We start from the raw sequence: 23,646 nt of genomic DNA on the forward strand, positions 1-23,646 counted from the left end.
AGGAGGGTTCTTATGAACGTTCGTGAGTCGGAGCTTCCGGGCATCGGCCAGAAAGTAGAAGTCATTACGAAAAATCACGATAAAATCAGTATTATTCTTCATGATGACGGCAGAAAAGAGCTCTATTACTTCGATGAGAATGATCATGACGAATGCTTGGCATCCGTTGAATTTAACGACGAAGAGGCGAGGCAGATTTCCGCTATTTTAGGTGGTATGACGTATAAGCCGAAAGCGCTGGAATCTGTGGAAGTCGCGCTTGATGACCTCGTCATTGAGTGGTTTAAAGCCGAATCTCATGCACCGGCTGTCAGCCGTACAATCGGAGATTTGGAGATCAAGAAACATTACAACGTCCAGATTATTGCGATCGTAAAGAAAAACCGGCAAAAACAGCTGAGCCCCGGCATTGATACCGTAATTGAAGAAGGGGACACCCTCGTCATATCGGGAGAAAGGAGCGGACTGAAAAAGCTGGTCCGCGAGCAGTTAACGGCCCGGATTTCCTGAGACCGGGGTTTACTCCCGGGAAAATGGGGGAAAAGATAAGAATGAACAATTGGGGGCAGACGCATGAATAAACAATGGACTATTATATTCGCTTTACTATTTACTTTGATTGTCGCCATCTTTGCTGTCATTAACGTGCGGGCGGTTGAGGTTGATTATCTGTTCGGAACCGCTGAATGGCCGCTGATTTTAGTCATTTTAGGCTCTGTGTTAATGGGAGCGCTGATCGTGTTTTCGGCCGGTATCTTTCAAGTGATGAAGCTGAAGCGCGAAATTAAAATGCTGCGGAAAGAAAACAGATCCGCAGGTGAATTGACGGCTGATTCGGACGGCCAAAAAACAGCCGCGCCGCCGGAAGAAATGCTTGAAGAGAAAAAAGGATCAGAATAACATTTGAAACCCCTCAGTCCGCTCTAGTATAATAGGGTGGTTGAGGGGTGAATTTATGTTAGCGTCAAAAATGCGCTGGGAAATCCAGCAGCCGGATCAGGAAAAAGTCAAATCACTCACAGAACAATTGGACATAACACCTCTTGTGGCATCACTGCTTGTAAAAAGAGGTTTTGATACTGCCGAAAGCGCAAGGCTGTTTTTACATACAAAGGATGCAGACTTTTATGACCCGTATGAATTAAAGGGAATGCGGGAAGCAGTTGATCGGATAAAACTGGCGGTTTCTCAAGGGGAACCGATTATGATTTACGGAGATTACGATGCAGACGGCGTTACAAGCACGTCGGTGATGCTGACGGCACTCAGACAGCTGTCGGCGGACGTTGACTTTTATATTCCCGACCGTTTCACAGAAGGCTACGGCCCGAATGAACAAGCTTTCCGCTCCATAAAAGAGCGGGGATTTTCGCTGATCATTACAGTGGATACGGGAATCGCCGCCGTCCATGAAGCTGAAGTCGCAAAAGAGCTGGGCTTAGACGTCATTATTACCGACCACCATGAGCCGGGACCCGAGCTTCCTGACGTATTTGCGATCATCCACCCGAAGCAGCCGGGCTGCGGCTATCCGTTTAAAGAATTGGCCGGCGTCGGTGTGGCGTTTAAGCTTGCCCACGCGCTTACGGGTTCTTTGCCGGAAGCTATGCTGGACTTGGCGGCAATCGGTACGGTTGCAGATCTGGTGCCTCTTCATGATGAAAACAGATTAATTGCGTCACTCGGAATCGAAAGGCTTCGGACGACAAATCGGCCGGGCCTCAAAGCCCTGATTAAGCTTTCCGGCGGAGATATCGGACAAGCTGATGAGGAAACGATCGGATTTCAGGTCGCGCCAAGGCTCAATGCCGTCGGAAGAATAGAACAGGCCGATCCCGCCGTCCATCTGCTGATGACCGAAGATCAGTTTGAAGCGGAGGAACTGGCTTCGGATATTGACCGGCTGAATAAAGAGCGGCAGAAAATGGTGAAAACCATGACCGAAGAGGCTGTTGAAATGGTTCAGCAGCAAGGCGGAAACCCGTCTGCCATTGTAGTGGCAAAAGCCGGCTGGAACCCGGGAGTCGTCGGTATTGTCGCATCGAAGCTGGCTGAACGTTTTTACCGGCCCGCTGTTGTGCTTGGGATAGATGAGGAGCAGGGAATCGCTAAAGGGTCGGCGCGAAGCATCAGAGGCTTCAACCTGTTTACGAGCCTTTCACAGTGCAGAGACATTCTTCCTCATTTCGGCGGGCATCCGATGGCGGCAGGAATGACGTTGAAGGCTGAAGATGTGGCGGAATTAAGGGACAGGCTGAATCAAATGGCTGAAGAAACCCTTACGGAAGAGGATTTTATTCCCGTTCAGGAGGTTGATCTTGTCTGCGGCGTTGAAGACATAACCGTTGAAAGCATTACAGAATTGAATATGCTGTCGCCGTTCGGCATGCTTAACCCTAAACCGCATGTGATGGTGAAAAATGCGGTGCTTGATGATGTGCGCCTGATCGGAGCGAATAAAAACCACGTGAAAATGACGGTAAAAAGTGATTCCGCCGTCCTTGACTGCGTCGGCTTTAACAAAGGAGAGCTTGAAGCCGGAGTTGTCCCCGGATCAACGATTTCCATTGTCGGCGAGATGTCTATTAATGAATGGAACAACAGAAAGAAGCCCCAGCTGATGATTAAAGACGCTGCGGTGCCGGAATGGCAGCTTTTTGATATCAGGGGCAAGCGGACGTGGGAAGACACGGTCACCGCGCTGCCGAAGGAAAAACGGGTGCTCATCAGCTTTAACGAAAAAACCGCTCAGAAGCTCCATGCAAAAGAGCTGTCGGGCGAGCTGGCCGGTATCACTTCGGAATCCGAGGCGGAAGCTCTCCAGCTTGACGGAAAATATGCCGTTTTTCTGGATGTGCCGCCGTCAGCGGATCGCCTGCAGCATTTGCTTGACGGAAAGAAGCCGGAACGGATTTATTTTGTTTTTATCAATCATGAAGAACATTTCCTGTCCTCATTTCCATCGCGGAATGATTTCAAGTGGTTTTACGCATTTCTCTTGAAAAGGGGCGCTTTTGACTTCGGCAAGCATGGTTCAGAGCTTGCGAGACACAGAGGATGGTCAATTGACACAATCAATTTCATGACAAAGGTGTTTTTTGATCTCGGTTTTGTTAAAATAGAAGATGGTGTGCTGTCTGTCGTGAGCGGCGCGAAAAAACGCGACCTGGCAGATTCGCAAACCTATCAGGTAAAACAGCAGCTGATGGAATTAGACCAGAAGCTCAATTATTCCGCAGCCCATGAGCTGAAGGAATGGCTGAATAAGCTGATGAACCAAGGTTCAGAAGCTTATGAAAGTACGAGGAGGACATAGAACAGATGGATCTTAAAAAATACGTAACAATTGTGCCCGATTACCCGAAAGAAGGCGTACAATTTAAAGATATTACGACATTGATGGACAAAGGCGACGTATACCGTTACGCCACTGACCAAATTGTTGAATATGCAAAAGAAAAAGAAATTGATTTAGTTGTCGGGCCTGAAGCGCGCGGCTTTATTATCGGCTGTCCGGTTGCATACGCTCTCGGAGTGGGCTTTGCGCCGGTTCGGAAAGAAGGAAAACTTCCGCGTGAGGTCATTAAAGTCGATTACGGTTTGGAGTACGGAAAAGACGTACTGACGATTCATAAAGATGCAATTCTGCCGGGACAGCGCGTGCTGATTACTGATGACTTGCTTGCAACAGGCGGCACGATCGAAGCAACAATTAAGCTGGTCGAAGAACTGGGCGGCGTTGTAGCCGGTATTGCGTTCTTAATCGAGCTTTCTTACCTTGACGGCAGAGACAAGCTTGACGATTACGATATTTTAACATTAATGAAATATTAACCGCATATGGAAAAAAGCACTCGTGTCAGGGTGCTTTTTTCCTATTATTTCATCATCCTGACAGATTCTTTAGGTGTTTTGAACTTCTGCCCTTTACATCTCTCGTTTTTTTCTTGATAATAAACTAATACAGTTTACATTTAAAAAAGGTGATTCCATGGCGAACGAACAAGTATTGACTGCCGAGCAAGTAATAGATAAAGCGCGCACTTATCTGCCGGAGGAGCAGATTGCGTTTGTTGAGAAAGCTTACCTGTATGCGCAAAACGCGCATCGCGAACAGTACCGCAAATCAGGTGAGCCGTACATCATTCATCCGATTCAGGTGGCGGGGATCCTCGTCGATCTGGAAATGGACCCTTCCACAATTGCGGGCGGATTTCTGCATGATGTGGTAGAGGACACGGATGTCACCCTCGACGACCTGAAGGAAGCATTTTCTGAAGAAGTGGCGATGCTTGTCGACGGCGTGACGAAGCTCGGTAAAATTAAGTATAAATCTCAAGAGGAGCAGCAGGCGGAAAACCATCGAAAAATGTTTGTCGCTATGGCTCAGGATATCAGAGTCATATTGATCAAGCTGGCGGATCGCCTTCACAATATGCGGACGTTAAAGCATCTTCCGCAGGAAAAGCAGCGGAGAATTTCAAATGAGACGCTGGAAATTTTCGCTCCGCTGGCCCATCGGCTCGGGATTTCTAAAATCAAATGGGAGCTGGAAGACACCGCTCTCCGTTATTTGAATCCTCAGCAATATTACAGAATCGTCAACCTCATGAAGAAAAAGCGCGCGGAACGCGAACTTTATGTCGAAGAGGTTGTCAATGAAGTGAAAAAACGCGTCGAAGAAGTGAATATCAAAGCGGACTTTTCAGGACGTCCGAAGCACATCTACAGCATTTACCGCAAGATGGCGCTGCAAAATAAACAGTTCAATGAAATATATGATCTGCTCGCCGTCCGTATTCTTGTCGGAAGCATTAAAGACTGCTACGCCGTCCTCGGCATTATTCATACGTGCTGGAAGCCGATGCCGGGCAGATTCAAAGATTATATTGCGATGCCTAAGCCGAATATGTATCAGTCGCTGCATACGACCGTAATCGGGCCTAAAGGCGATCCGCTGGAAGTGCAGATCAGAACGTTTGAGATGCATGAGATCGCTGAATACGGGGTGGCCGCACACTGGGCATATAAAGAAGGCAAGGCTGCAAACGAAGAAGCGACATTTGAGAAAAAACTGTCCTGGTTCCGTGAAATTCTGGAATTCCAAAACGAGTCTACCGATGCGGAAGAATTTATGGAATCGCTGAAAATCGATCTGTTTTCTGACATGGTATACGTATTTACGCCAAAAGGCGATGTCATTGAACTGCCGTCAGGCTCTGTGCCGATTGATTTTTCCTACAGGATCCACTCGGAGATCGGCAACAAAACAATCGGGGCGAAAGTGAACGGAAAAATGGTGACGCTTGACCATAAGCTCCGGACGGGCGACATCGTCGAGATTCTGACGTCCAAGCATTCATACGGTCCGAGCCAAGACTGGGTCAAACTGGCGCAGACGTCCCAGGCGAAACACAAAATCCGCCAATTCTTTAAGAAACAGCGCCGTGAAGAAAACGTCGAAAAAGGCCGTGAGCTTGTCGAGAAAGAAATTAAAAATCTTGATTTTGAAGTGAAAGATGTTTTAACACTCGAAAATCTTCAAAAAGTTGCCGACAAGTTCAATTTCTCAAATGAAGAGGATATGTACGCGGCGGTCGGGTATAACGGCATTACCGCTCTTCAGGTGGCCAACAGGCTCACCGAAAAAGAACGGAAGCTGCGTGACCAGGAAGAGCAGGAAAAAATCGTTCAGGAAGTCACTTCCGAGCCGAAACATTATCCGCAAGGGAGAAAACGGGAAGCGGGTGTGCGCGTAAAAGGCATTGACAACCTTCTCGTCCGCTTGTCGAAATGCTGCAACCCGGTGCCGGGCGACCATATCGTCGGTTTTATTACAAAAGGGCGCGGTGTATCCGTTCACCGTGATGACTGTCCGAACGTCAAAACGAATGAAGCGCAGGAACGTCTGATCCCCGTTGAATGGGAGCATGAATCACAGGTTCAAAGACGCAAAGAATATAACGTTGAGATTGAGATTTTGGGGTATGACCGTCTCGGGCTTTTAAATGAGGTGCTCCAAGCCGTAAATGAAACGAAAACCAACATCTCCTCTGTCTCCGGCAAATCCGACCGCAATAAAGTCGCTACGATTCATATGGCGATTTTTATTCAAAACATCAATCATCTGCATAAAGTGGTCGAGCGGATTAAGCAGATCAGAGACATCTATTCAGTCCGCCGGGTAATGAACTAAAAGGAGCTTGCTATGAAATTAGTTGTTCAGCGTGTAACAGAAGCGAGTGTGACGGTTGACGGCGCTGTTGCCGGCCGGATCGGACCCGGTATTATGGCGCTTGTCGGCATCACTCATGAAGATACAGAAGAAGATGCCGCTTACTTGGCGGATAAAATCGTGAATCTTCGGATTTTTGATGATGAAAGCGGCAAGATGAATTTATCGCTTTTGGATACGGGCGGGGAGATTTTATCCGTTTCACAGTTTACGCTTTACGGCGAAACGAAGAAAGGGAGACGCCCGAATTTTATGAATGCGGCTAAACCGGATCAGGCTGTGCTCCTTTATGAAAAGTGGAACGAACTCCTTCGGGAAAAAGGAGTCAAAGTGGAAACCGGAATATTCGGAGCCATGATGGATGTTCAGCTGACGAATTCCGGGCCGATTACATTGATTATGGATTCTAAACAATAAAAAAGCTGCCGTTCGGCAGCTTTTTTTTATGATTGAAAATAATGTTCCAATCCGCTTTCAATTCCGTCTGTCACTTTTTCCTGATAAGAGCCGCTATGTATGATTGTTTCTTCTTGCGGTTGACTGAGATAGCCGAGCTCATACAGCATGGCAGGCCGTTTATTTTCCCTCAGGACGTAATAATCGCCAAACAGAACGCCGCGATCCGGGATAGGGGAACGCTTCACTACTTCAGAATGGACGTCTGAGGCAAGCTGGCGATCCTTAGACGGACTGTAATAATAAGCCGTGCTTCCCCGTGTTGACGTATCGGCATAGCTGTCATAGTGAATGCTGATAAAGGCATCCGCATTCCGGTAATGAGAGGTTGAAACCCTGGCCTGCAGGCTGATAAAAGTATCATCCTGTCTGGTGATATACACGTTTGCACCGGCCGCCCGCAGTTTTTGGGCCAGCAGCTTAGCGGTTTTAATGGTTACGTTTTTCTCAAACTTTCCGGAGTAGCCGATCGTTCCGCTGTCTTTTCCTCCGTGTCCGGGATCAACGACGATCGTTTTGTTTTTAAGTGAGCCGCTGCCGCCTGACGTGTCGGGAGAAGGTGCTTCACCTGTTTCCTCACCGCTTTTTGACGTTTGTACGACCCAGTTTGCCACATATGCGGTTTGTCCGTTTTCAAGCCGGACTTCATACCATTTGCCGCTTGAGCCGACAATCGGGTAGGCTGCGCCTTTATCTGCTCTTTTTACGATAGAAGCGGAAGTCGAGGCCGAGCTCCTTAAGTTGGTGCCGCCGTAAACAATATACGCTTTTTTCGAGGAGCCTGAGCCCGCAGAACCGTCTCCCGAGCCGGATGCGCTGTCCGATGAGTCAGAATCCTTTATGATGTAGTGGCTTGCTGCCCAGCCTTTTTGCCCGTTTGCTTCAATTTTCAGCCAGCCGTGGTCTTCACTTAAGATGGAAACCTTTGTTCCGCGTGATAATTTAGTCATAATCGCTGAATCATGTGACGCTGCACTTCTGACATTCAATGAAGAAACGCCGACAGTCCCGTTTTTTGACCCGCTTCGGGCCGAAGTTGCTTTCGTATCCGATCCGCCGCTGTCCGCGGTGACGTATTCGGAAGAAACCCATCCGGTTGTGCCTTGATAAGAAATGTTCACCCATCCGCTGTTCTTGTCAAGCACGGATGCATGTGCGCCTTGCGGAAGTTTGCCGATGACTTCATATGATGTCCCCGGGCCTTTTCTGATGCGGAGGTCAGGATCGGTGGAAGTGACCGTTCCGCTTGTTGCGGATGAATGGTCTGCTCCTCCGGCTGTTTTTGATATCAGCCAGGAAACGACCCATCCGGTTTTACCGGGGCTCAGCTGAAGCTGCACCCAGTCTCCCTCTTCTTTAGCGATCGGGTATCTTTCCCCTTTTTTTACTTCAGCCTTAATTCCATAGCTCAGGCCGGGACCGCCTCTGACATTGATCTTGTCTGTCGCGATGACCGCTTCTCCCTCTGCGGCGATTGCGGTGTGGAATGACGGAAGAAGCGCTGTGATGATGACGCCGCATAAAATAAGAGCAAGAGTTCTCTTCTTCATGGCTGTCCTCCTTTCTGAACTAACTAAAATACATTCTTGTATAATATCGTATTTTCCTTGCTGAATGTTAAATAAAAATAAAATGGTTTGTTTATACTAGTCATAAATACAGCGAAAAGGTGTGCAAATCATGAAATATCAACCAAAAATGGGACGCGCGCTGCACGATGCGGAAGGAAATCTGCACTTCAGTGATCAGAGCGATAGAGAAAAGGCGGGTTTTCTTGAAGAGACGGCGACGGAGTTCGGTCTTTTATCGAAAGATGCGGTCGCAAGGAAAAACAGACGGAATAAAACTTGACAGGGGAGTGCAATCCCATTATTATAATAGAAATTGATGTACATAAGTCATGATAACGATTTTGAACCGATAATGGAGAAGAGTAGGTCAGAATGCATGGAGAAGAGAGGAACCGTCCCGGGCTGAAAGCGGATCCGCACTGCATCTTTCTCGAAACAACACTCCGGAGGTTCCCTGCTGAACGCTTTTGTAAGTCATTAGGCAGCGGACGTGAACCTGCGTTAAAGGTCAGAGCGGGGATGCTTCGGCATTCCAACTAGGGTGGCACCACGGGTATAACTCTCGTCCCTACTATACATGTATAGTAGGAGCGGGAGTTTTTTTATTTGAAGAAAGACATTAAGGAGGCCTGTAACATGGCATATCACATTCCAAGAGGCACACAGGACATACTGCCGGGTGAATCAGACAGATGGCAGTTCGTCGAACAAATTATGAGGGAGACGTGCCGCACTTATCAATATAAAGAAATCCGCACGCCGATCTTCGAACATACGGAATTGTTCGCAAGAGGCGTCGGTGAGTCTACAGATATCGTGCAGAAAGAAATGTACACGTTTGAAGACCGTAAAGGGAGAAGCCTGACGCTTCGGCCGGAAGGAACAGCCGCCGCAGTCCGCGCGTTCAATGAAAATAAATTATTTGCGAACCCGGTGCAGCCGACGAAGCTTTATTATGTCGGACCGATGTTCCGTTACGAACGTCCGCAGACGGGGCGTTTCCGCCAATTCTATCAATTCGGAATTGAAGCGATCGGCTCCAAAGATCCGGCCGTGGATGCAGAAGTCATTGCGCTTGCGATGAGTATTTACCGTAAAGCCGGTTTGAAACATGTCAAGCTTGTGCTGAACAGCCTTGGTGACCAGGACAGCCGCAAATCCTACCGGGAGGCGCTCGTCAAACATTTTGAACCGCGCATCGGAGAGTTTTGCTCAGACTGCCAGTCGCGCCTGCACACAAACCCGCTCAGAATTCTTGACTGCAAGAAAGACAGAGAGCATGAACTGATGAAAACGGCTCCGTCCATTCTTGATTACTTAAATGAAGAATCAGCCGCTTATTTTGAAAAAGTAAAACAATACTTAAACGATCTCGGCATCCCGTTCGAAATAGATCCGAACCTTGTCAGAGGGCTTGATTATTATAACCATACCGCTTTTGAAATTATGAGCAATGCCGAAGGATTCGGAGCGATTACAACACTTGCCGGCGGGGGCCGCTATGACGGGCTTGTTGAACAGATCGGCGGACCTGAAGCGCCGGGTATCGGATTTGCGATGAGCATCGAACGTCTGCTGGCAGCCATTGACGCTGAGAAAACAGAGCTTCCCGTCAATCAGGGGATTGACTGCTACATCGTGACGCTCGGAGAAAAAGCGAAGGATTATTCCGTTTCCCTCGTGTACAAACTGAGAGAAGCGGGCATCTCAAGTGAAATCGATTATGAAAATAAAAAGATGAAGGGCCAATTTAAAACGGCTGACCGCCTCGGCGCACGTTTTATTGCGATTTTAGGGGAAGATGAGCTTGCCCAAAATAAAATCAATGTAAAAGATGCGGAAACAGGAGAGCAGCGTGAAGTGGTGTTAGACGAGCTGATACAAGTGTTAAAGGCAGATCAAAAGCAGTGAAGGAGAGGAACGCTATGTTTGGAAAAACATATTATTGTGGCGAGATAACTGAAAAAGCGATTGGCGAAACCGTCAAACTGAAAGGATGGGTGCAGAAGCGGCGCGATCTCGGCGGCTTGATTTTCATTGATTTGCGCGACCGCTCGGGTATTGTGCAAGTCGTGTTCAACCCTGACGTATCGAAGGAAGCCCTTGCCGCAGCGGAAGCAATCAGAAACGAATATGTGCTTGATATCGAAGGCACTGTTTCTGCCCGTGAAGAAGGCACGGTGAATCCCAACCTGAAAACCGGTAAAATTGAAATCAAAGCTGAAACGGTGACGGTGCTCAGTACGGCGAAAACGCCTCCGTTTCCGATCAGTGACCAGGCGGCTGACGTTTCTGAAGACGTCCGGTTAAAACACCGCTATTTGGATTTGCGCCGCCCGGCGATGTTTCAAACATTGCAAATGCGCCACCAAGTCACAAAATCCATCCGCCATTTCTTGGATGAAAACGGATTTCTTGATATTGAAACACCGATTTTAACAAAAAGCTCTCCCGAAGGCGCCCGTGATTACTTAGTGCCGAGCCGGGTGCATGAAGGAGAATTTTACGCCCTTCCGCAATCGCCGCAGATTTTTAAACAGCTTCTGATGGTGTCGGGCTTTGAACGGTATTATCAAGTGGCCCGCTGCTTCCGCGATGAAGACTTGCGTGCCGACCGCCAGCCGGAATTTACGCAGATTGATATCGAAATGTCCTTTATGAGTCAAGAGGACATCATGGCTCTGGCGGAAGAGATGATGGCGAAAGTCATGCTTGAAACAAAAGGTGTTGAAGTACCGCTTCCGCTTCCGCGAATGACATATGAAGAAGCGATGAACAGCTACGGTTCCGACAAGCCTGACACCCGCTTCGGCATGCTGCTGACGGACGTGTCAGACATAGTGAAAGATACTGAATTTAAGGTGTTCTCATCAGCCGTGGCAAACGGCGGCGTTGTAAAAGCGATCAATGTCAAAGGCGCTGCCGGCGACTATTCCAGAAAAGATATCGATGCGCTCGGCGTTTTTGCCGGAAATTACGGCGCGAAAGGTCTCGCCTGGGTGAAAGTTGAAGCTGACGGTGTAAAAGGCCCGATTGCGAAATTCTTTGATGAAGAGAAGCAGGCAAAACTGGCTGAAGCGCTTGATGCTTCTGAAGGCGATCTGCTCCTGTTCGGCGCTGATAAGTTTGAGGTTGTGGCCCAATCCCTCGGCGCGCTTCGCTTAAAGCTCGGCAAAGAACGCGGCCTGATTGACGAAAGCCTCTTCAACTTCCTGTGGGTTGTGGACTGGCCGTTACTGGAGCATGACGAGGAGGAAGGCCGTTTCTATGCGGCTCACCATCCGTTTACAATGCCTGTGCGTGAAGATCTTGACCTGATTGAAACGGCGCCTGAAGATATGAAAGCGCAGGCTTACGACCTTGTCTTAAACGGCTATGAACTCGGCGGAGGCTCAATCCGTATTTTTGAAAAAGACGTTCAGGAAAAAATGTTCGGGCTTCTCGGCTTTACAAAAGAAGAAGCGGTGGAGGAGTTCGGATACCTTCTTGAAGCCTTTGAATACGGCGCCCCTCCGCACGGCGGAATCGCGCTCGGCTTAGACCGATTGGTTATGCTTCTTGCAGGACGCACAAACTTAAGAGATACGATTGCTTTCCCGAAAACGGCAAGCGCAAGCTGCCTTCTTACGGAAGCGCCCGGCGAAGTGAGCGACGCCCAGCTTGAAGAACTTCACCTTTCTGTCAAAAGAAAAGTGAAACAGTAAAGATCAGCAGTTTGTTTCTTGAAAATCAAAATCTGCTGTGATATGATTTTGACAAGTTAAATAAAGTCCTGATGTGTTAGTTGTACACCTAGTTTTGACCGAACATTTTTTTGATTTGGGAGCCCGCATTTTTAAATGGCGTACATGCCTCTTTTCATTCGTTAAGAGGACTTACAAGATTTAAAAAAGGGCACCCACCTGCTGAGAGCGGGTTCAAAACGAAGGAAAGCTGCAACGGCACAATTGGGACTTTATTTTTTGTGCGCTAAAACCAGCGGCTTTTTGACAAGCCGAGTTTATAAAACCAGAATGTGGAGTGAGGTTCTTGTTACATCAGTTTTCCAGAAATGAGCTAGCGATTGGAAAAGAAGGGCTGGACACGTTAAAAAACAGCACGGTGGCCGTTCTCGGCGTCGGCGGAGTCGGTTCATTCGCAGCCGAAGCATTGGCGAGGTCCGGAGTGGGGCGGATCGTGCTTGTCGATAAAGATGATGTTGACATTACAAACGTAAACCGCCAGCTGCATGCGCTCTTGTCGACGGTGGGACAGCCGAAAACAGACTTGATGAAAGCGCGGATCGCGGATATTAATCCGGATTGCGATGTCGTCGCCTTAAAAATGTTTTATACAGAAGAGACATATGAGCAGTTCTTTGAGCATCCGCTTGATTACGTCATTGACGCGTCGGATACGATTCATTATAAAATTCATCTGATGAAAGAATGTCTGAAACGGAATGTTCCGCTGATTTCAAGCATGGGAGCGGCGAATAAAACAGACCCGACACGCTTTCAGATTGCTGATATTTCAAAAACCCATACCGATCCGATTGCCAAAGTCGTCCGCACAAGGCTTCGCAAAGAGGGCATTAAAAAAGGCGTACAGGTCATTTTTTCTGATGAAAGCCCGATCGTCATCCGTGAGGACGTCAGAAAAGAAGTCGGGAATGATGAAGCGAAAATCCGCAAAGCGCAAATGCCGCCGTCTTCCAACGCCTGGGTTCCGTCAGTGGCCGGTCTGATTATGGGCGGACATGTTGTCATGGAGCTCTTAAAGGACATCGACATTAAACGGGTTAAAGATAAATAAAAAGAAAAACAGCCTTCTTCAGGAAAGGCTGTTTTTTTTATTTGAATCCGCCGTTTACACGAAAGATTTTGGCCGGTATCAAAAAAGACAAGAACACATAGGGTGTCCTTGTCCGGTTATTTTTTCTGCTTCATCAGTTTTTCATACACTTGCTTTATGGCGGCTTCAAATTTCCCCGTTTGTTTCGGTTTATAGTATTGCTTGTTTTTTAACGGATCAGGCAAATATTGCTGTTCGACCCATCCGTTCTCGAAATCGTGAGGATATTGATAGCCGATCCCGCGTCCGAGCTCTTGGGCCCCTTTATAGTGGGCGTCTTTTAAATGTTTCGGCACATCGCCGATTTTACCCGTCCTGATGTCTTTGAGCGCCTCATCAACGGCTGAGATGGCGGAGTTTGATTTTGGCGAGAGGCATAATTCGATTACCGCATTGGCCAGCGGAATTCTCGCTTCCGGAAAGCCGATCCGTTCTGCGGTCTGAATCGCGCTCAGCACCCGGGGGCCTGCCTGCGGGCTTGCGAGGCCGATATCTTCATAGGCGATCACGAGAAGTCTTCTTGATATGCTTTCAAGGTCGCCGGCTTCGATCAGACGGGCCAGATAATGAAGGGCGGCGTTTGCGTCCGAGCCTCGGATCGATTTTTGGAAGGCGGATAAGACGTCATAATGCGCATCGCCGTTTTTATCATGAGTATAGCTTTTTTTCTGCAGACATTCTTCCGCCGTCTCCCGTGTAATCCGGATCGTGCCGTCGCTTGATTCCTTTGTGGAGAGCACGGCAAGCTCAAGTGCGTTCAAAGCGGAGCGGACGTCTCCTCCGCACCCTTGCGCGAAATGATCCATCGCGTCGTCGTCCACCGAAACGCTGTAGGAACCGAGCCCCCGGTGTTCATCTGTGAGCGCTCTTTCCAATGCCTGCTTGATCAGATCGGGTGTTAACGGTTCAAGCTCAAATATCTGGGTCCGGCTTCTGATGGCCGGGTTAATGGCATGATAAGGGTTGGCGGTCGTCGCGCCGATTAAAATAATCATGCCGTTTTCTAAATAGGGCAGCAGAAAATCCTGCTTTCCCTTATCAAGCCTGTGCACTTCGTCAAGGATTAAAATGACCTGGCCTGACATTTTCGCTTCCTGTACGACAATCTCCATGTCTTTTTTATTATGAATGACGGCATTCAATTTCCTGAATGCGATGCTTGTCGATCCTGCGATCGCTGTGGCGATGGACGTTTTTCCGATGCCCGGCGGTCCGTACAGGATCATGGATGATAAGTGCTTTGCACGCACCATTCTGCCGATGATTTTATCCTCTTTGACCAAATGTTCCTGGCCGATAATGTCTTCGATATTGGCAGGCCGCATCCGATACGCCAATGGTTTCATGAACATCTCTCCTTACATATACAGGGTAACGGAAAACGGACGATTAGAAAAGCGAATTGCGGCGGGCCCCGTGTTTCAATGAAAATTAGGATAAGTTATGTTATAATAACAGTTGGTCTATAAGATACTAAACAGATTATTCATATCCATTTACTTGTATAAATTAACAATTAGAATTGACTGGGGTGTTCATATTGAAAATATCGACAAAGGGAAGATACGGGCTCACCATTATGATTGAATTGGCGAAAAAGCACGGAGACGGTCCGACGTCGCTCAAAAGCATCGCCCAAACAAACAGCCTTTCTGAGCATTACTTGGAACAGCTTGTATCACCGCTCAGAAACGCCGGACTCGTAAAAAGCATCAGAGGCGCTTACGGGGGTTACGTGCTCGGGGGCCAGCCTGAAGAGATAACGGCCGGAGATATTATCAGAGTGCTGGAAGGGCCGATCAGCCCGGTAGAAGTGCTTGAGGATGAAGAGCCTGCCAAGCGGGAGTTATGGATCCGCATCCGCGACGCTGTAAAAGACGTGCTGGACAGCACGACGTTAGAAGACCTTGCGAGCTACACGGACGGCGAGCAGGAAGCTTATATGTTCTATATTTAAACCAGAGGTGTACAGACAATGGAACGGATTTATTTAGATCATGCCGCGACTTCCCCGATGGATGAGCGTGTGCTCGAAGAGATGAAGCCCCATTTCTTCGGCAGTTTCGGCAACCCGTCAAGCATTCATTCATTCGGGAGAGAATCCCGGAAATGGGTCGATGAAGCGAGAGCGGACATCGCGCGCGAAATCAGTGCGAAAGAACAGGAAATTATTTTCACAAGCGGCGGCACGGAGGCTGATAATTTAGCGATTTTCGGAACGGCTGCCGCCCGGAAGAATGAAGGTAAGCATATCATTACGACCGCTATTGAGCATCATGCTGTATTGCAAGCCTGCGAAAAGCTGGAAGAAGACGGCTTTGAGGTGACATACCTCATCCCCGGCCCTTCAGGACGGATCAGTGCAAATCAGGTGAAAGAAGCGCTCCGTGATGATACAATCCTTGTTACCGTCATGTATGGCAATAACGAAGTCGGTACCATTCAGCCGATTGACGAAATCGGAGAGCTGTTAAGCGGGCATCAGGCCTATTTTCACACAGATGCCGTCCAGGCATTCGGTTATATGCCGATTGACGTGAAAAAAAGCAGAATTGACATGCTGTCTGTTTCCGGTCACAAGCTTAACGGGCCTAAAGGGACAGGCTTTTTATATGTAAATCAAGAGGTGAAGCTGTCACCGATTCTTCTCGGGGGAGAGCAGGAACGAAAGCGCCGCGCGGGGACGGAAAATGTACCGGGCATCGCCGGCTTAAAAGAAGCGGTCGTCCTTTCAAACCGTGAGAGGGAAGAGAAAACAGCGAAGTATAAGGAGTTTAAGAACATCATCATGAGCACGCTGGAAAAATCCGGCGTCACAGCGGAGGTGAACGGAGATGCCGAGAAATGCCTGCCTCATATTTTAAACCTTTACTTTCCCGGTGTGCCGGTGGAAGCGCTGCTGGTCAATCTTGACATGGAAGGCGTTGCCGTCTCCAGCGGATCTGCTTGTACGGCAGGATCCGTTCTTCCGTCCCATGTGCTTACGGCCATGTTCGGAAGTGAGAGCGGCAGGCTGACTTCGTCAATCCGCCTCAGCTTCGGCCTCGGCAATACGGCGGAACAAATCGAAACAGCCGCCGAAAAGCTTGCCGCCGTCGTTAAACGGCTTGCTTAAAACGGCGGACTTACGTTTTTAATGGAGTGAATGCAAATGGAAAAACGGCCGGAGGATACAAGAGTCGTAGTCGGCATGTCCGGCGGCGTGGACTCTTCCGTGGCGGCCCTTCTGCTGAAGGAGCAGGGCTACGATGTAATCGGAATCTTTATGAAAAACTGGGATGATACGGACGAAAATGGTTTTTGCACGGCGACGGAAGATTATGAAGACGTCATCCGGGTCTGCAACCAGATCGGAATTCCGTATTATGCCGTCAATTTTGAGAAGCAATATTGGGAAAAGGTATTTCAATATTTCCTTGATGAATATAAAGCCGGAAGAACCCCCAATCCGGATGTCATGTGCAATAAAGAAATTAAGTTTAAGGCTTTCTTGGATCATGCTCTGTCACTCGGCGCGGATTATCTTGCGACGGGCCATTACGCCCGCGTGGACAGAAGCGCAGGTACAGTGCGCATGCTCCGCGGTCTGGATGAAAACAAGGACCAGACTTATTTTCTGAATCAGCTCAATCAGGAACAGCTCAGCAAAGTCATGTTCCCGATCGGTGATCTGCAAAAAAGCCGCGTGCGGGAAATCGCCAAAGAAGCGGAACTTGCGACAGCTGCGAAAAAAGACAGCACGGGAATCTGCTTTATCGGTGAACGCAACTTCAAAACGTTTCTCAGCCAATATCTCCCCGCTCAGCCGGGCGATATGATGACAATGGACGGAGAAGTAAAAGGGCGTCATGACGGTCTGATGTATTATACTATCGGACAGCGCCACGGTCTTGGAATCGGCGGAAGCGGCGAGCCGTGGTTCGCCGTCGGTAAAGATCTTGAAAAAAACATTTTGTATGTTGATCAAGGGTTCCATAATCCGCTTCTGTATTCTGATAAGATCACGGCGACAAATGTCAGCTGGACGCGTCCCGGTCTGATGGACGGCGGCGAAATGACATGCACGGCGAAATTCCGCTACCGTCAGGAAGATCACAAAGTAACGGTGAAAATGACGGGTGATGATGAAGCGGAAGTCATTTTTGACGGGCAGGTACGCGCCGTTACGCCGGGACAAGCCGTCGTTTTTTATGACGGAGAAGAGTGCCTCGGCGGCGGAACGATAGATGACGTTTCTAAAGACGGAACAAAACTGTGGTACGTATAACACATGTAAAAAACCTCAACTCGCATGTTGGGGTTTTTTAGCGAAAGGAAGTTAAAAATGGATTATAATAAAATCGGGATTGACGCCATGCAGGAGGGCGATTTTGAAAAAGCGGCGGAGGCTTTTACGAAAGCGATTGAGGAAAACGGCCAAGATCCGGTGCCGTATATCAACTTCGCAAATCTGCTTTCTTCTGTGAACGAACTCGAACGGGCGCTTGCATTCTATAACAGAGCGCTTGAATTGGACAATTCGGCGGCAGCCGCTTATTACGGTGCGGGAAACGTATATGTGATGAAAGAATCGTTTTCCGAAGCGAAGGATATGTTTGAAAAAGCGCTTCGCTCCGGAATGGAAAACGGAGATTTGTTTTATATGCTGGGGACCGTTCTCGTTAAATTAGAGCGGCCGAAGCTTGCACTGCCGTATTTGCAGCGTGCCGTTGAATTAAACGAAAATGACACGGAAGCACGCTTCCAGTTCGGAATGTGCCTCGCAAATGAAGAAATGCTGGATGAAGCTCTGGCGCAGTTTGAGACGGTGATCGAGCAGGACCCAAGCCACGCGGACGCATTTTATAATGCCGGGGTCGCTTACGCGTACAAAGAAAATCGTGAAAAGGCGCTTGAGATGCTGGAAGGCGCAATCGGCATACAGCCTGATCATATGCTTGCGCTTCATGCGAAACAGCTTATCACCCAGTCATAACAAAAGGAGGGAAGGCTCGTGGATCAGCTGAACATCGAAGAACAGCCGTATGTAAAAGGCGTCATTCATACGGTCATTTATCATAATGACACCAACCTGTATACAGTGCTGAAAGTCAAGGTTGCAGAAACGTCTGAGGCGATCGAAGACAAGGTCGTATCCGTAACGGGCTACTTCCCTCTGCTGCAAGAAGATGAGACCTACACATTTTACGGAAAAACCGCCACGCATCCTAAGTTCGGCCTGCAATTTCAGGCTGAACACTTTAAAAAAGAAATTCCGACCACAAAAGAAGGGATCATTCACTACTTATCAAGTGATCTGTTTGAAGGAATCGGAAAAAAAACGGCGGAAGAAATCGTCAAAAAGCTCGGAGACGGCGCGCTCAATAAAATTCTGACGGATGCGTCGGTGCTTTACGATGTGCCGAAAATGTCGAAAAAGAAAGCGGATAAGCTTGCCGGAGAGCTGCAGCGGCATCAGGGGCTTGAGCAGATTATGATCTCTCTGAACCAATACGGTTTCGGGCCCCAGCTATCCATGAAAATATATCAGGCCTACGAAACGGAAACACTGGAGAAAATTCAGGAAAATCCTTATCAGCTTGTAAAAGACGTTGAAGGCATCGGCTTTGTGAAAGCTGACGAGCTGGGCGGAAAAATGGGTCTGTCAGGAAACCACCCGGAGCGGATCAAAGCGGCTATCTTATATACAATTGAATCGACCTGTCTTTCAGAGGGCCACACGTACATAGAAACAAAGCAGCTGATAATCAATACGCAAACGCTCCTGAATCAGTCCGCTGAAGGCGGCCGCGTCACGGAAATGGATGCGGCTGACGGCATCATCGCCCTCGGGGAGAGTAAGGATATCGTCATTGAAGGAGAACGCTGCTATTTTCCGTCCTTGTTTTACGCCGAACAAAATGTCGCAAAACGCGTGCTCGACATTGCGGCTCAGACGGAGTATGCCGATCAATTTCCTGAATCGGAATTTCTGCTTGCACTCGGTGAACTGGAAGAACGGATGAATGTTCAATACGCACCAAGCCAAAAGGATGCCATTCAAAAAGCGCTGTCTTCACCGATGCTTTTACTGACCGGAGGACCTGGGACGGGGAAAACGACCGTTATTAAAGGAATCGTGGAATTATACAGTGAACTGCACGGAGTATCACTTGACCCCGGTGATTATAAAAAAGACGAGGCGTTCCCGGTGCTGCTTGCCGCGCCGACCGGAAGAGCCGCAAAACGGATGAGCGAATCTACGGGTCTGCCGGCTGTTACGATTCACAGGCTGCTTGGCTGGAATGGCGCTGAAGGCTTTACCTACAATGAAGATCAGCCGATTGAAGGGAAACTGATCATTATAGACGAAGCGAGTATGCTCGATATCTGGCTCGCCAGCCATTTGTTTAAGGCGCTTCCTAAGCACATTCAGCTCATTGTCGTCGGTGATGAAGACCAGCTTCCTTCAGTAGGACCGGGGCAGGTGCTCAGAGACCTTTTGGCTTCTGAGGTGCTGCCGACCGTGCGCCTGACAGATATTTACCGTCAGGCTGAAGGATCATCCATTGTGGAACTTGCGCATGATATGAAAAAAGGACTGCTTCCAAAGGGGCTGACCGCGCCGACAAAGGACCGCTCATTTATCCGCTGTAATTCTTCACAGATTAAAGAAGTCGTGGATCAGGTCGTTTCGAACGCGTTAAAAAAGGGGTATACCTCCAGGGATATTCAAGTGCTTGCCCCGATGTACAGGGGAAAAGCGGGAATTAACGAGCTGAATATGCTTCTTCAAGACATCATGAATCCGCCGAAAGAAAAAAGGCGGGAGCTGAAATTCGGTGATGTCGTCTACAGGACGGGCGATAAAATATTACAGCTTGTCAACCAGCCGGAAAACAATGTGTTTAACGGCGATATCGGCGAAATCGTATCCATTTTTTATGCCAAAGAAAATACGGAAAAAGAAGACATGGTCGTCGTCTCGTTTGACGGCAACGAAATCACCTTTACGAAAAAGGATTTCAGCCAGTTTACCCACGCTTACTGCTGTTCCATTCATAAGTCGCAGGGAAGCGAATTCCCGATTGTCGTACTGCCTGTCGTCAAAGGCTACTATCGAATGCTCAGGAGAAATCTGCTTTATACCGCCATAACAAGGGCGAAAAAATTTCTGATTCTTTGCGGAGAAGAAGAAGCGCTTGAATGGGGCGTCAAAAACAATGATGCCACCGTCAGACAGACGTCGCTTAAAAACAGGCTCACAGAGCAGACTGAAGAGATGGATGCAGAACTGGCCGCCCTGCAAAAAGAGCTGCCGTTCAGTGTATATGATGCGAACATCGGAATGGAAGGCATCACGCCGTTTGACTTTATGGAAGAAAAAGCGTAAATAAAACCCGGAGCATAAACATGCGCCGGGTTTTCGCCTGTGGAAGTCATTTCAAAGTATGCTGCCCCGCTTCTTGGCAAAACCTATACGTGTTCAACAAAAGGTGGTTGATCACACTTTGAGAACATGCCATGCAGCTGAAGGACGAACAGTATATGACGAAAACACCGGGCGCAGTCTCGGGATGATATCGGATGTATGTTTCTCTCTGGACGGCCGGTTTCTCGGTTTCGTGCTGGAGCAGAAACGCCTGTTTCACAACCGCCATCTTTTTTTAGAGGCAAGTGATATAAAAGAGATGGATCAAGAAGCCGTAGCTGCCGGTCATGCTCATTTGCAGCCTTTGCCGAAGAGCTGTTTCACCTTTGAACAGATTAAGATGCAGCCGGTGAAATCGCCTGATGGTGAAATGTTCGGTTTGCTGGAAGATGTATACTTTTGTTTGGACAGGGGCATAATCGTAGCATATGAACTCTCGGACGGCTTCTTTTCAGATCTGGCCGGCAGACGCCAAGTGCGTCGCGCCGCCGATACGCTTATTGAAGCGGGGAAAGAAGGCATCGTCCTGAACGGATAAGAGGTGTAGTCTGTGCTTGTATGTCCGAACTGCAAAAGTAAAGATATCGGCAAAATCGGCGTAAACCAATACTATTGCTGGGGCTGCTTCATTGAGCTGACGGTGGCTAAAGGCAAAATTGCGACACATCAAGTAGAGGAAGACGGCACGTTAAGCAGTCTTGATGATTTGTTTTCTGAAGACGAACGCAGTATCAATTTTTAAAGTTGAAAGGAGATACGCGCGATGGGCAGAACAATGACCTCTCTGTTGGCTTTAGGAGCTGGAGCCGTTATGTATCGTATGGCTTCTCAGTCCGATATGCTGAATAAAAAAGGTATGAAACGGATGAGAAGACGAGTCATGAAAATGTTTTAAGCAGAAAAAAGGATACTTCTCCGGAAGTATCCTTTTTACGTTTGTCTCGCTTCCAGCCGTCTGGCTGCGAGAGACAGGCAGTAATTGACCGCGAAATACATCAGGGCCGCCAGCAGAAAGATCGGGAAAAAATATCCCCCGTCAGCGCTTTGTCCGTTTAAAATCTGCGCGTTATGAATCAGTTCGGGCAGAGCGATGACGACCGCAAGTGACGTATCCTTTAATAAGGAGATAAACTGGCTCACAATCGGAGGAACCATACGCCTGAGCGCCTGCGGCATGACGACGAGAAAAAGAGTCTGCGTATACGTCAGTCCTGAAGAACGCGCCGCTTCAATCTGTCCTTTGTCAACGGATTGCAAACCGCTTCTGATGATTTCTGACAGCATGGCCGATTCAAAAATCGTCAGCGCCGTGATGGCGGCCGCGGTAATTTCCAGTTTGATCCCGATTTCCGGTAGGGCAAAAAACGTAAAGAAAATGATTAATAACAGCGGCAGGTTGCGGATGGTTTCCACAATGGCCGCTATAATGCCCGAGACGATAGGAATTTTCGCATAGCGCAAAGTGCCGGCGGCAAGCCCGAAAATAAAACTCAGGACAATGGAGATCAGCGCAACATAAAGTGTGACCAAAAAGCCGTCCCATAAAAACAGCAGATGGTCAGGTGTATAGGCGCCGCTAAAATCCATGTTTTTCACTCTCCTTCTCTAATAACTCTTTCCGAGACGTCTTTCCAAATAGTGAACCCCGATGCTGAGCGGGATCGTTACTATCAAATAAAAAAGCGCGACGAAAATATAGACATCAAACACGACAAGAGTGCTTGAGGAAACGAGATCCGCCTGATACATCAAATCGAGTCCCGCCACCACTCCGAGTATTGATGAGTTTTTGACAAGGTTGAGAAATTGGTTTCCGAGCGGGGGAATCACGATTTTTACGGCCTGAGGAAGAATGACGTATCTCATCGCCTGACTGTAGGTGAAGCCTGACGATCTGGCCGCTTCCATCTGCCCTTTGGAGACAGTCTGAATTCCGGCTCTGATGGCTTCTGCGATAAAGGCCGACGTGTATATCGTCAGCGCAATCGTTCCCGCCTGAAAGCCGTCCAGTCTCAGCCCGGCGTTCGGAAGTCCGAAATAAAAAACGAATGTGATGAGGAGAAGCGGGATGTTGCGGATAAATTCCACATACGCAGTGCCGATCCATTGAAGGGGTTTGAAAGCCATGATTCTCATGACTGCGATCAGAACGCCCAGCGCAAAGCTGCCTGCCAGCGCGATGAAGCTCGCAAGCAATGTGTGCAGGAAACCGTCCATATACATATCGAAGTTTTCCGTTAAAATTGAAAAGTTCATCTATGTCACTCCTTATAAAACGGGGATGAGCATGCCTGCTCATCCCGCGGTCCTTTCTATTTTGCCGGTTCTTCTTTAATCCATTTTTTATAGATTTTTTCGTACCTGCCGTCGGCTTTCATTTTTTTCAAAGAGGCGTTGATTTCCTTGATGAGTCCGGATTGGCCTTTTTTGACGGCGATTCCGTAAGGTTCATCGGTGAAGGTTTCGCCTGTCAGCTGATATTGTTTATTTTCATCTGCCATGCCGTATAAAATCGCATTATCAGTTGTGAGCGCATCTCCCTGTCCCGCTTTAAGCGCAGTGAACGCTTCGGCGTAATTTTCAAATTCCAGCACTGAGGCGTCAGGCGCTTTTTCTCTGATGTTTTGTGAGGAAGTAGAGCCTTTTACCGCCAATACTTTTGAGCCTTTTCCCAGGTCTTCGGTGCTTTTGATGCTGCTTCCTTTTTTGACGAGCAGGGATTGCCCGGCTTCAAAATAAACATCTGAGAAATCAACTTCTTTTTTCCGCTCATCCGTTATTGTCATCGTGGCGGTGATGGCATCGATATCGCCGTTTTGCAGCATCGGAATTCTCGTTTTTGACGTCACTTCTTTAAATTCCGCTTTCTTCTCATCCCCCAGAATATCTTTTGCGAGCTGTTTTGAGATATCAATATCGAAGCCTTCAATATCACCGGAGCTTGGGTTTTTCAGCCCGAATAACCTCGTGTCGGTTTTGACGCCGAAGATGATTTTGTCTCTGTCTTTAATAGAGGCTAACGTGTCTTTTCCCGTTCCTTTTGAATCTCCGGACGTTTCTTTCCCTCCGCAGGCGGCCAGCATAAAGACGGCCAGCAGTGATATCAACCCGAATGACAACCATTTTGTTACACGTGACAT

The 23,646-nt window shown here is 48.3% G+C and carries 23 protein-coding genes, 1 other RNA gene and 1 other annotated feature; of the genes, 19 read left to right on the top strand and 5 right to left on the bottom strand.

What is annotated here, in order from left to right:
* The first annotated feature begins 12 nt into the window (after positions 1–12).
* From ABK447_RS06745 to dtd, 6 genes are all read left to right on the top strand, one after another.
* Positions 13–510, top strand: a complete 498-nt coding sequence (locus ABK447_RS06745) for a cation:proton antiporter regulatory subunit (RefSeq protein ID WP_012118088.1) — start codon at positions 13–15, stop codon at positions 508–510.
* A gap of 63 nt (positions 511–573) precedes the next feature.
* Positions 574–900 carry a lipopolysaccharide assembly LapA domain-containing protein gene (locus ABK447_RS06750; protein WP_014418528.1) on the top strand — a complete coding sequence of 109 codons (327 nt, stop codon included), beginning with the start codon at positions 574–576 and terminating at the stop codon, positions 898–900.
* Positions 901–955: 55 nt separating this feature from the next.
* Complete coding sequence (gene recJ / locus ABK447_RS06755) at positions 956–3,316, top strand: single-stranded-DNA-specific exonuclease RecJ (RefSeq protein WP_033574174.1); 2,361 nt, start codon at positions 956–958, stop codon at positions 3,314–3,316.
* A 5-nt stretch (positions 3,317–3,321) separates the two neighbouring features.
* Positions 3,322–3,834: an adenine phosphoribosyltransferase gene (locus ABK447_RS06760; RefSeq protein ID WP_003152714.1), complete on the top strand. Its 513-nt coding sequence runs from the start codon at positions 3,322–3,324 to the stop codon at positions 3,832–3,834.
* A gap of 157 nt (positions 3,835–3,991) precedes the next feature.
* Positions 3,992–6,196 (top strand): GTP diphosphokinase, encoded by a 2,205-nt coding sequence (gene relA / locus ABK447_RS06765; RefSeq protein ID WP_003152716.1) that lies wholly within the window; start codon positions 3,992–3,994, stop codon positions 6,194–6,196.
* Between the two features lie 12 nt (positions 6,197–6,208).
* A complete protein-coding gene (dtd, locus tag ABK447_RS06770) occupies positions 6,209–6,652 on the top strand; it encodes a D-aminoacyl-tRNA deacylase (protein ID WP_007408194.1) in 444 nt (147 codons plus the stop codon).
* Positions 6,653–6,678: 26 nt separating this feature from the next.
* Here dtd and ABK447_RS06775 read toward each other — a convergent pair whose 3' ends face one another.
* Positions 6,679–8,241: an SH3 domain-containing protein gene (locus tag ABK447_RS06775; RefSeq protein ID WP_015240291.1), complete on the bottom strand. Its 1,563-nt coding sequence runs from the start codon at positions 8,239–8,241 to the stop codon at positions 6,679–6,681.
* 130 nt (positions 8,242–8,371) lie between these two features.
* Here ABK447_RS06775 and ABK447_RS06780 point away from each other — a divergent pair, with 130 nt between their 5' ends.
* The 5 genes from ABK447_RS06780 (at position 8,372) to ABK447_RS06800 (ending at position 13,056) form a co-directional block, all read left to right on the top strand.
* Complete coding sequence (locus tag ABK447_RS06780; protein ID WP_020956141.1) at positions 8,372–8,542, top strand: YrzK family protein; 171 nt, start codon at positions 8,372–8,374, stop codon at positions 8,540–8,542.
* 60 nt (positions 8,543–8,602) lie between these two features.
* Positions 8,603–8,835 (top strand) — a binding site (T-box leader).
* A gap of 63 nt (positions 8,836–8,898) precedes the next feature.
* A complete protein-coding gene (gene hisS, locus ABK447_RS06785; protein ID WP_012118082.1) occupies positions 8,899–10,173 on the top strand; it encodes a histidine--tRNA ligase in 1,275 nt (424 codons plus the stop codon).
* A 14-nt stretch (positions 10,174–10,187) separates the two neighbouring features.
* Positions 10,188–11,966, top strand: a complete 1,779-nt coding sequence (gene aspS, locus ABK447_RS06790; protein WP_033574172.1) for an aspartate--tRNA ligase — start codon at positions 10,188–10,190, stop codon at positions 11,964–11,966.
* A 62-nt stretch (positions 11,967–12,028) separates the two neighbouring features.
* A non-coding RNA gene (gene ssrS, locus ABK447_RS06795) (6S RNA) lies at positions 12,029–12,220 on the top strand.
* Positions 12,221–12,291: 71 nt separating this feature from the next.
* Positions 12,292–13,056 (top strand): ThiF family adenylyltransferase, encoded by a 765-nt coding sequence (locus ABK447_RS06800; protein WP_015240289.1) that lies wholly within the window; start codon positions 12,292–12,294, stop codon positions 13,054–13,056.
* 116 nt (positions 13,057–13,172) lie between these two features.
* On the opposite strand, the gene ABK447_RS06805 is transcribed toward ABK447_RS06800, so the two are convergent.
* Positions 13,173–14,441, bottom strand: coding sequence for a replication-associated recombination protein A (locus ABK447_RS06805; RefSeq protein ID WP_015240288.1), 1,269 nt, complete (start codon positions 14,439–14,441; stop codon positions 13,173–13,175).
* A gap of 194 nt (positions 14,442–14,635) precedes the next feature.
* Here ABK447_RS06805 and cymR point away from each other — a divergent pair, with 194 nt between their 5' ends.
* The 8 genes from cymR to ABK447_RS06845 all read left to right on the top strand — a co-directional run bounded on the left by cymR (position 14,636) and on the right by ABK447_RS06845 (position 21,401).
* Positions 14,636–15,052 (top strand): cysteine metabolism transcriptional regulator CymR, encoded by a 417-nt coding sequence (gene cymR / locus ABK447_RS06810; protein ID WP_003152730.1) that lies wholly within the window; start codon positions 14,636–14,638, stop codon positions 15,050–15,052.
* 18 nt (positions 15,053–15,070) lie between these two features.
* A complete protein-coding gene (locus ABK447_RS06815; protein ID WP_221663823.1) occupies positions 15,071–16,210 on the top strand; it encodes a cysteine desulfurase family protein in 1,140 nt (379 codons plus the stop codon).
* A 36-nt stretch (positions 16,211–16,246) separates the two neighbouring features.
* Complete coding sequence (gene mnmA, locus ABK447_RS06820; protein ID WP_033574171.1) at positions 16,247–17,362, top strand: tRNA 2-thiouridine(34) synthase MnmA; 1,116 nt, start codon at positions 16,247–16,249, stop codon at positions 17,360–17,362.
* Positions 17,363–17,449: 87 nt separating this feature from the next.
* A complete protein-coding gene (locus tag ABK447_RS06825) occupies positions 17,450–18,070 on the top strand; it encodes a lipopolysaccharide assembly protein LapB (RefSeq protein WP_088461189.1) in 621 nt (206 codons plus the stop codon).
* 18 nt (positions 18,071–18,088) lie between these two features.
* The gene (locus ABK447_RS06830) at positions 18,089–20,467 is read left to right on the top strand and encodes an ATP-dependent RecD-like DNA helicase (protein ID WP_007408204.1); all 2,379 of its coding nucleotides are present in this window, start codon (positions 18,089–18,091) and stop codon (positions 20,465–20,467) included.
* Between the two features lie 118 nt (positions 20,468–20,585).
* On the top strand, positions 20,586–21,044 hold the full coding sequence (locus ABK447_RS06835) for a PRC-barrel domain-containing protein (protein ID WP_007408205.1): 459 nt from the start codon (positions 20,586–20,588) through the stop codon (positions 21,042–21,044).
* A 12-nt stretch (positions 21,045–21,056) separates the two neighbouring features.
* Positions 21,057–21,248 (top strand): hypothetical protein, encoded by a 192-nt coding sequence (locus ABK447_RS06840; protein ID WP_003152738.1) that lies wholly within the window; start codon positions 21,057–21,059, stop codon positions 21,246–21,248.
* A gap of 21 nt (positions 21,249–21,269) precedes the next feature.
* Positions 21,270–21,401, top strand: coding sequence for a YrzQ family protein (locus ABK447_RS06845; protein ID WP_003152741.1), 132 nt, complete (start codon positions 21,270–21,272; stop codon positions 21,399–21,401).
* Between the two features lie 35 nt (positions 21,402–21,436).
* On the opposite strand, the gene ABK447_RS06850 is transcribed toward ABK447_RS06845, so the two are convergent.
* From ABK447_RS06850 to ABK447_RS06860, 3 genes are read right to left on the bottom strand one after another with little or no spacing between them, the layout of a single operon-like run.
* Positions 21,437–22,093 carry an amino acid ABC transporter permease gene (locus ABK447_RS06850; protein WP_012118075.1) on the bottom strand — a complete coding sequence of 219 codons (657 nt, stop codon included), beginning with the start codon at positions 22,091–22,093 and terminating at the stop codon, positions 21,437–21,439.
* A gap of 18 nt (positions 22,094–22,111) precedes the next feature.
* A complete protein-coding gene (locus ABK447_RS06855; protein WP_032866635.1) occupies positions 22,112–22,762 on the bottom strand; it encodes an amino acid ABC transporter permease in 651 nt (216 codons plus the stop codon).
* 56 nt (positions 22,763–22,818) lie between these two features.
* A complete protein-coding gene (locus ABK447_RS06860; RefSeq protein ID WP_007408208.1) occupies positions 22,819–23,646 on the bottom strand; it encodes a transporter substrate-binding domain-containing protein in 828 nt (275 codons plus the stop codon).

It is taken from the genome of Bacillus sp. hwrm1, assembly GCF_040207805.1.
Lineage (GTDB): Bacteria > Bacillota > Bacilli > Bacillales > Bacillaceae > Bacillus > Bacillus velezensis.

Bases quoted from the DNA above. Each gene is read 5' to 3' on its own strand.
- ABK447_RS06750 (WP_014418528.1), top strand. From the start codon at position 574: ATGAATAAACAATGGACTATTATATTCGCTTTACTATTTACTTTGATT.
- aspS (WP_033574172.1), top strand. From the start codon at position 10,188: ATGTTTGGAAAAACATATTATTGTGGCGAGATAACTGAAAAAGCGATT.
- relA (WP_003152716.1), top strand. From the start codon at position 3,992: ATGGCGAACGAACAAGTATTGACTGCCGAGCAAGTAATAGATAAAGCG.
- ABK447_RS06805 (WP_015240288.1), bottom strand. From the start codon at position 14,441: ATGAAACCATTGGCGTATCGGATGCGGCCTGCCAATATCGAAGACATT.
- ABK447_RS06745 (WP_012118088.1), top strand. From the start codon at position 13: ATGAACGTTCGTGAGTCGGAGCTTCCGGGCATCGGCCAGAAAGTAGAA.
- hisS (WP_012118082.1), top strand. From the start codon at position 8,899: ATGGCATATCACATTCCAAGAGGCACACAGGACATACTGCCGGGTGAA.
- ABK447_RS06780 (WP_020956141.1), top strand. From the start codon at position 8,372: ATGAAATATCAACCAAAAATGGGACGCGCGCTGCACGATGCGGAAGGA.
- mnmA (WP_033574171.1), top strand. From the start codon at position 16,247: ATGGAAAAACGGCCGGAGGATACAAGAGTCGTAGTCGGCATGTCCGGC.
- ABK447_RS06850 (WP_012118075.1), bottom strand. From the start codon at position 22,093: ATGGATTTTAGCGGCGCCTATACACCTGACCATCTGCTGTTTTTATGG.
- ABK447_RS06760 (WP_003152714.1), top strand. From the start codon at position 3,322: ATGGATCTTAAAAAATACGTAACAATTGTGCCCGATTACCCGAAAGAA.
- ABK447_RS06855 (WP_032866635.1), bottom strand. From the start codon at position 22,762: ATGAACTTTTCAATTTTAACGGAAAACTTCGATATGTATATGGACGGT.
- ABK447_RS06775 (WP_015240291.1), bottom strand. From the start codon at position 8,241: ATGAAGAAGAGAACTCTTGCTCTTATTTTATGCGGCGTCATCATCACA.
- ABK447_RS06825 (WP_088461189.1), top strand. From the start codon at position 17,450: ATGCAGGAGGGCGATTTTGAAAAAGCGGCGGAGGCTTTTACGAAAGCG.
- ABK447_RS06860 (WP_007408208.1), bottom strand. From the start codon at position 23,646: ATGTCACGTGTAACAAAATGGTTGTCATTCGGGTTGATATCACTGCTG.
- ABK447_RS06815 (WP_221663823.1), top strand. From the start codon at position 15,071: ATGGAACGGATTTATTTAGATCATGCCGCGACTTCCCCGATGGATGAG.
- recJ (WP_033574174.1), top strand. From the start codon at position 956: ATGTTAGCGTCAAAAATGCGCTGGGAAATCCAGCAGCCGGATCAGGAA.
- dtd (WP_007408194.1), top strand. From the start codon at position 6,209: ATGAAATTAGTTGTTCAGCGTGTAACAGAAGCGAGTGTGACGGTTGAC.
- ABK447_RS06845 (WP_003152741.1), top strand. From the start codon at position 21,270: ATGGGCAGAACAATGACCTCTCTGTTGGCTTTAGGAGCTGGAGCCGTT.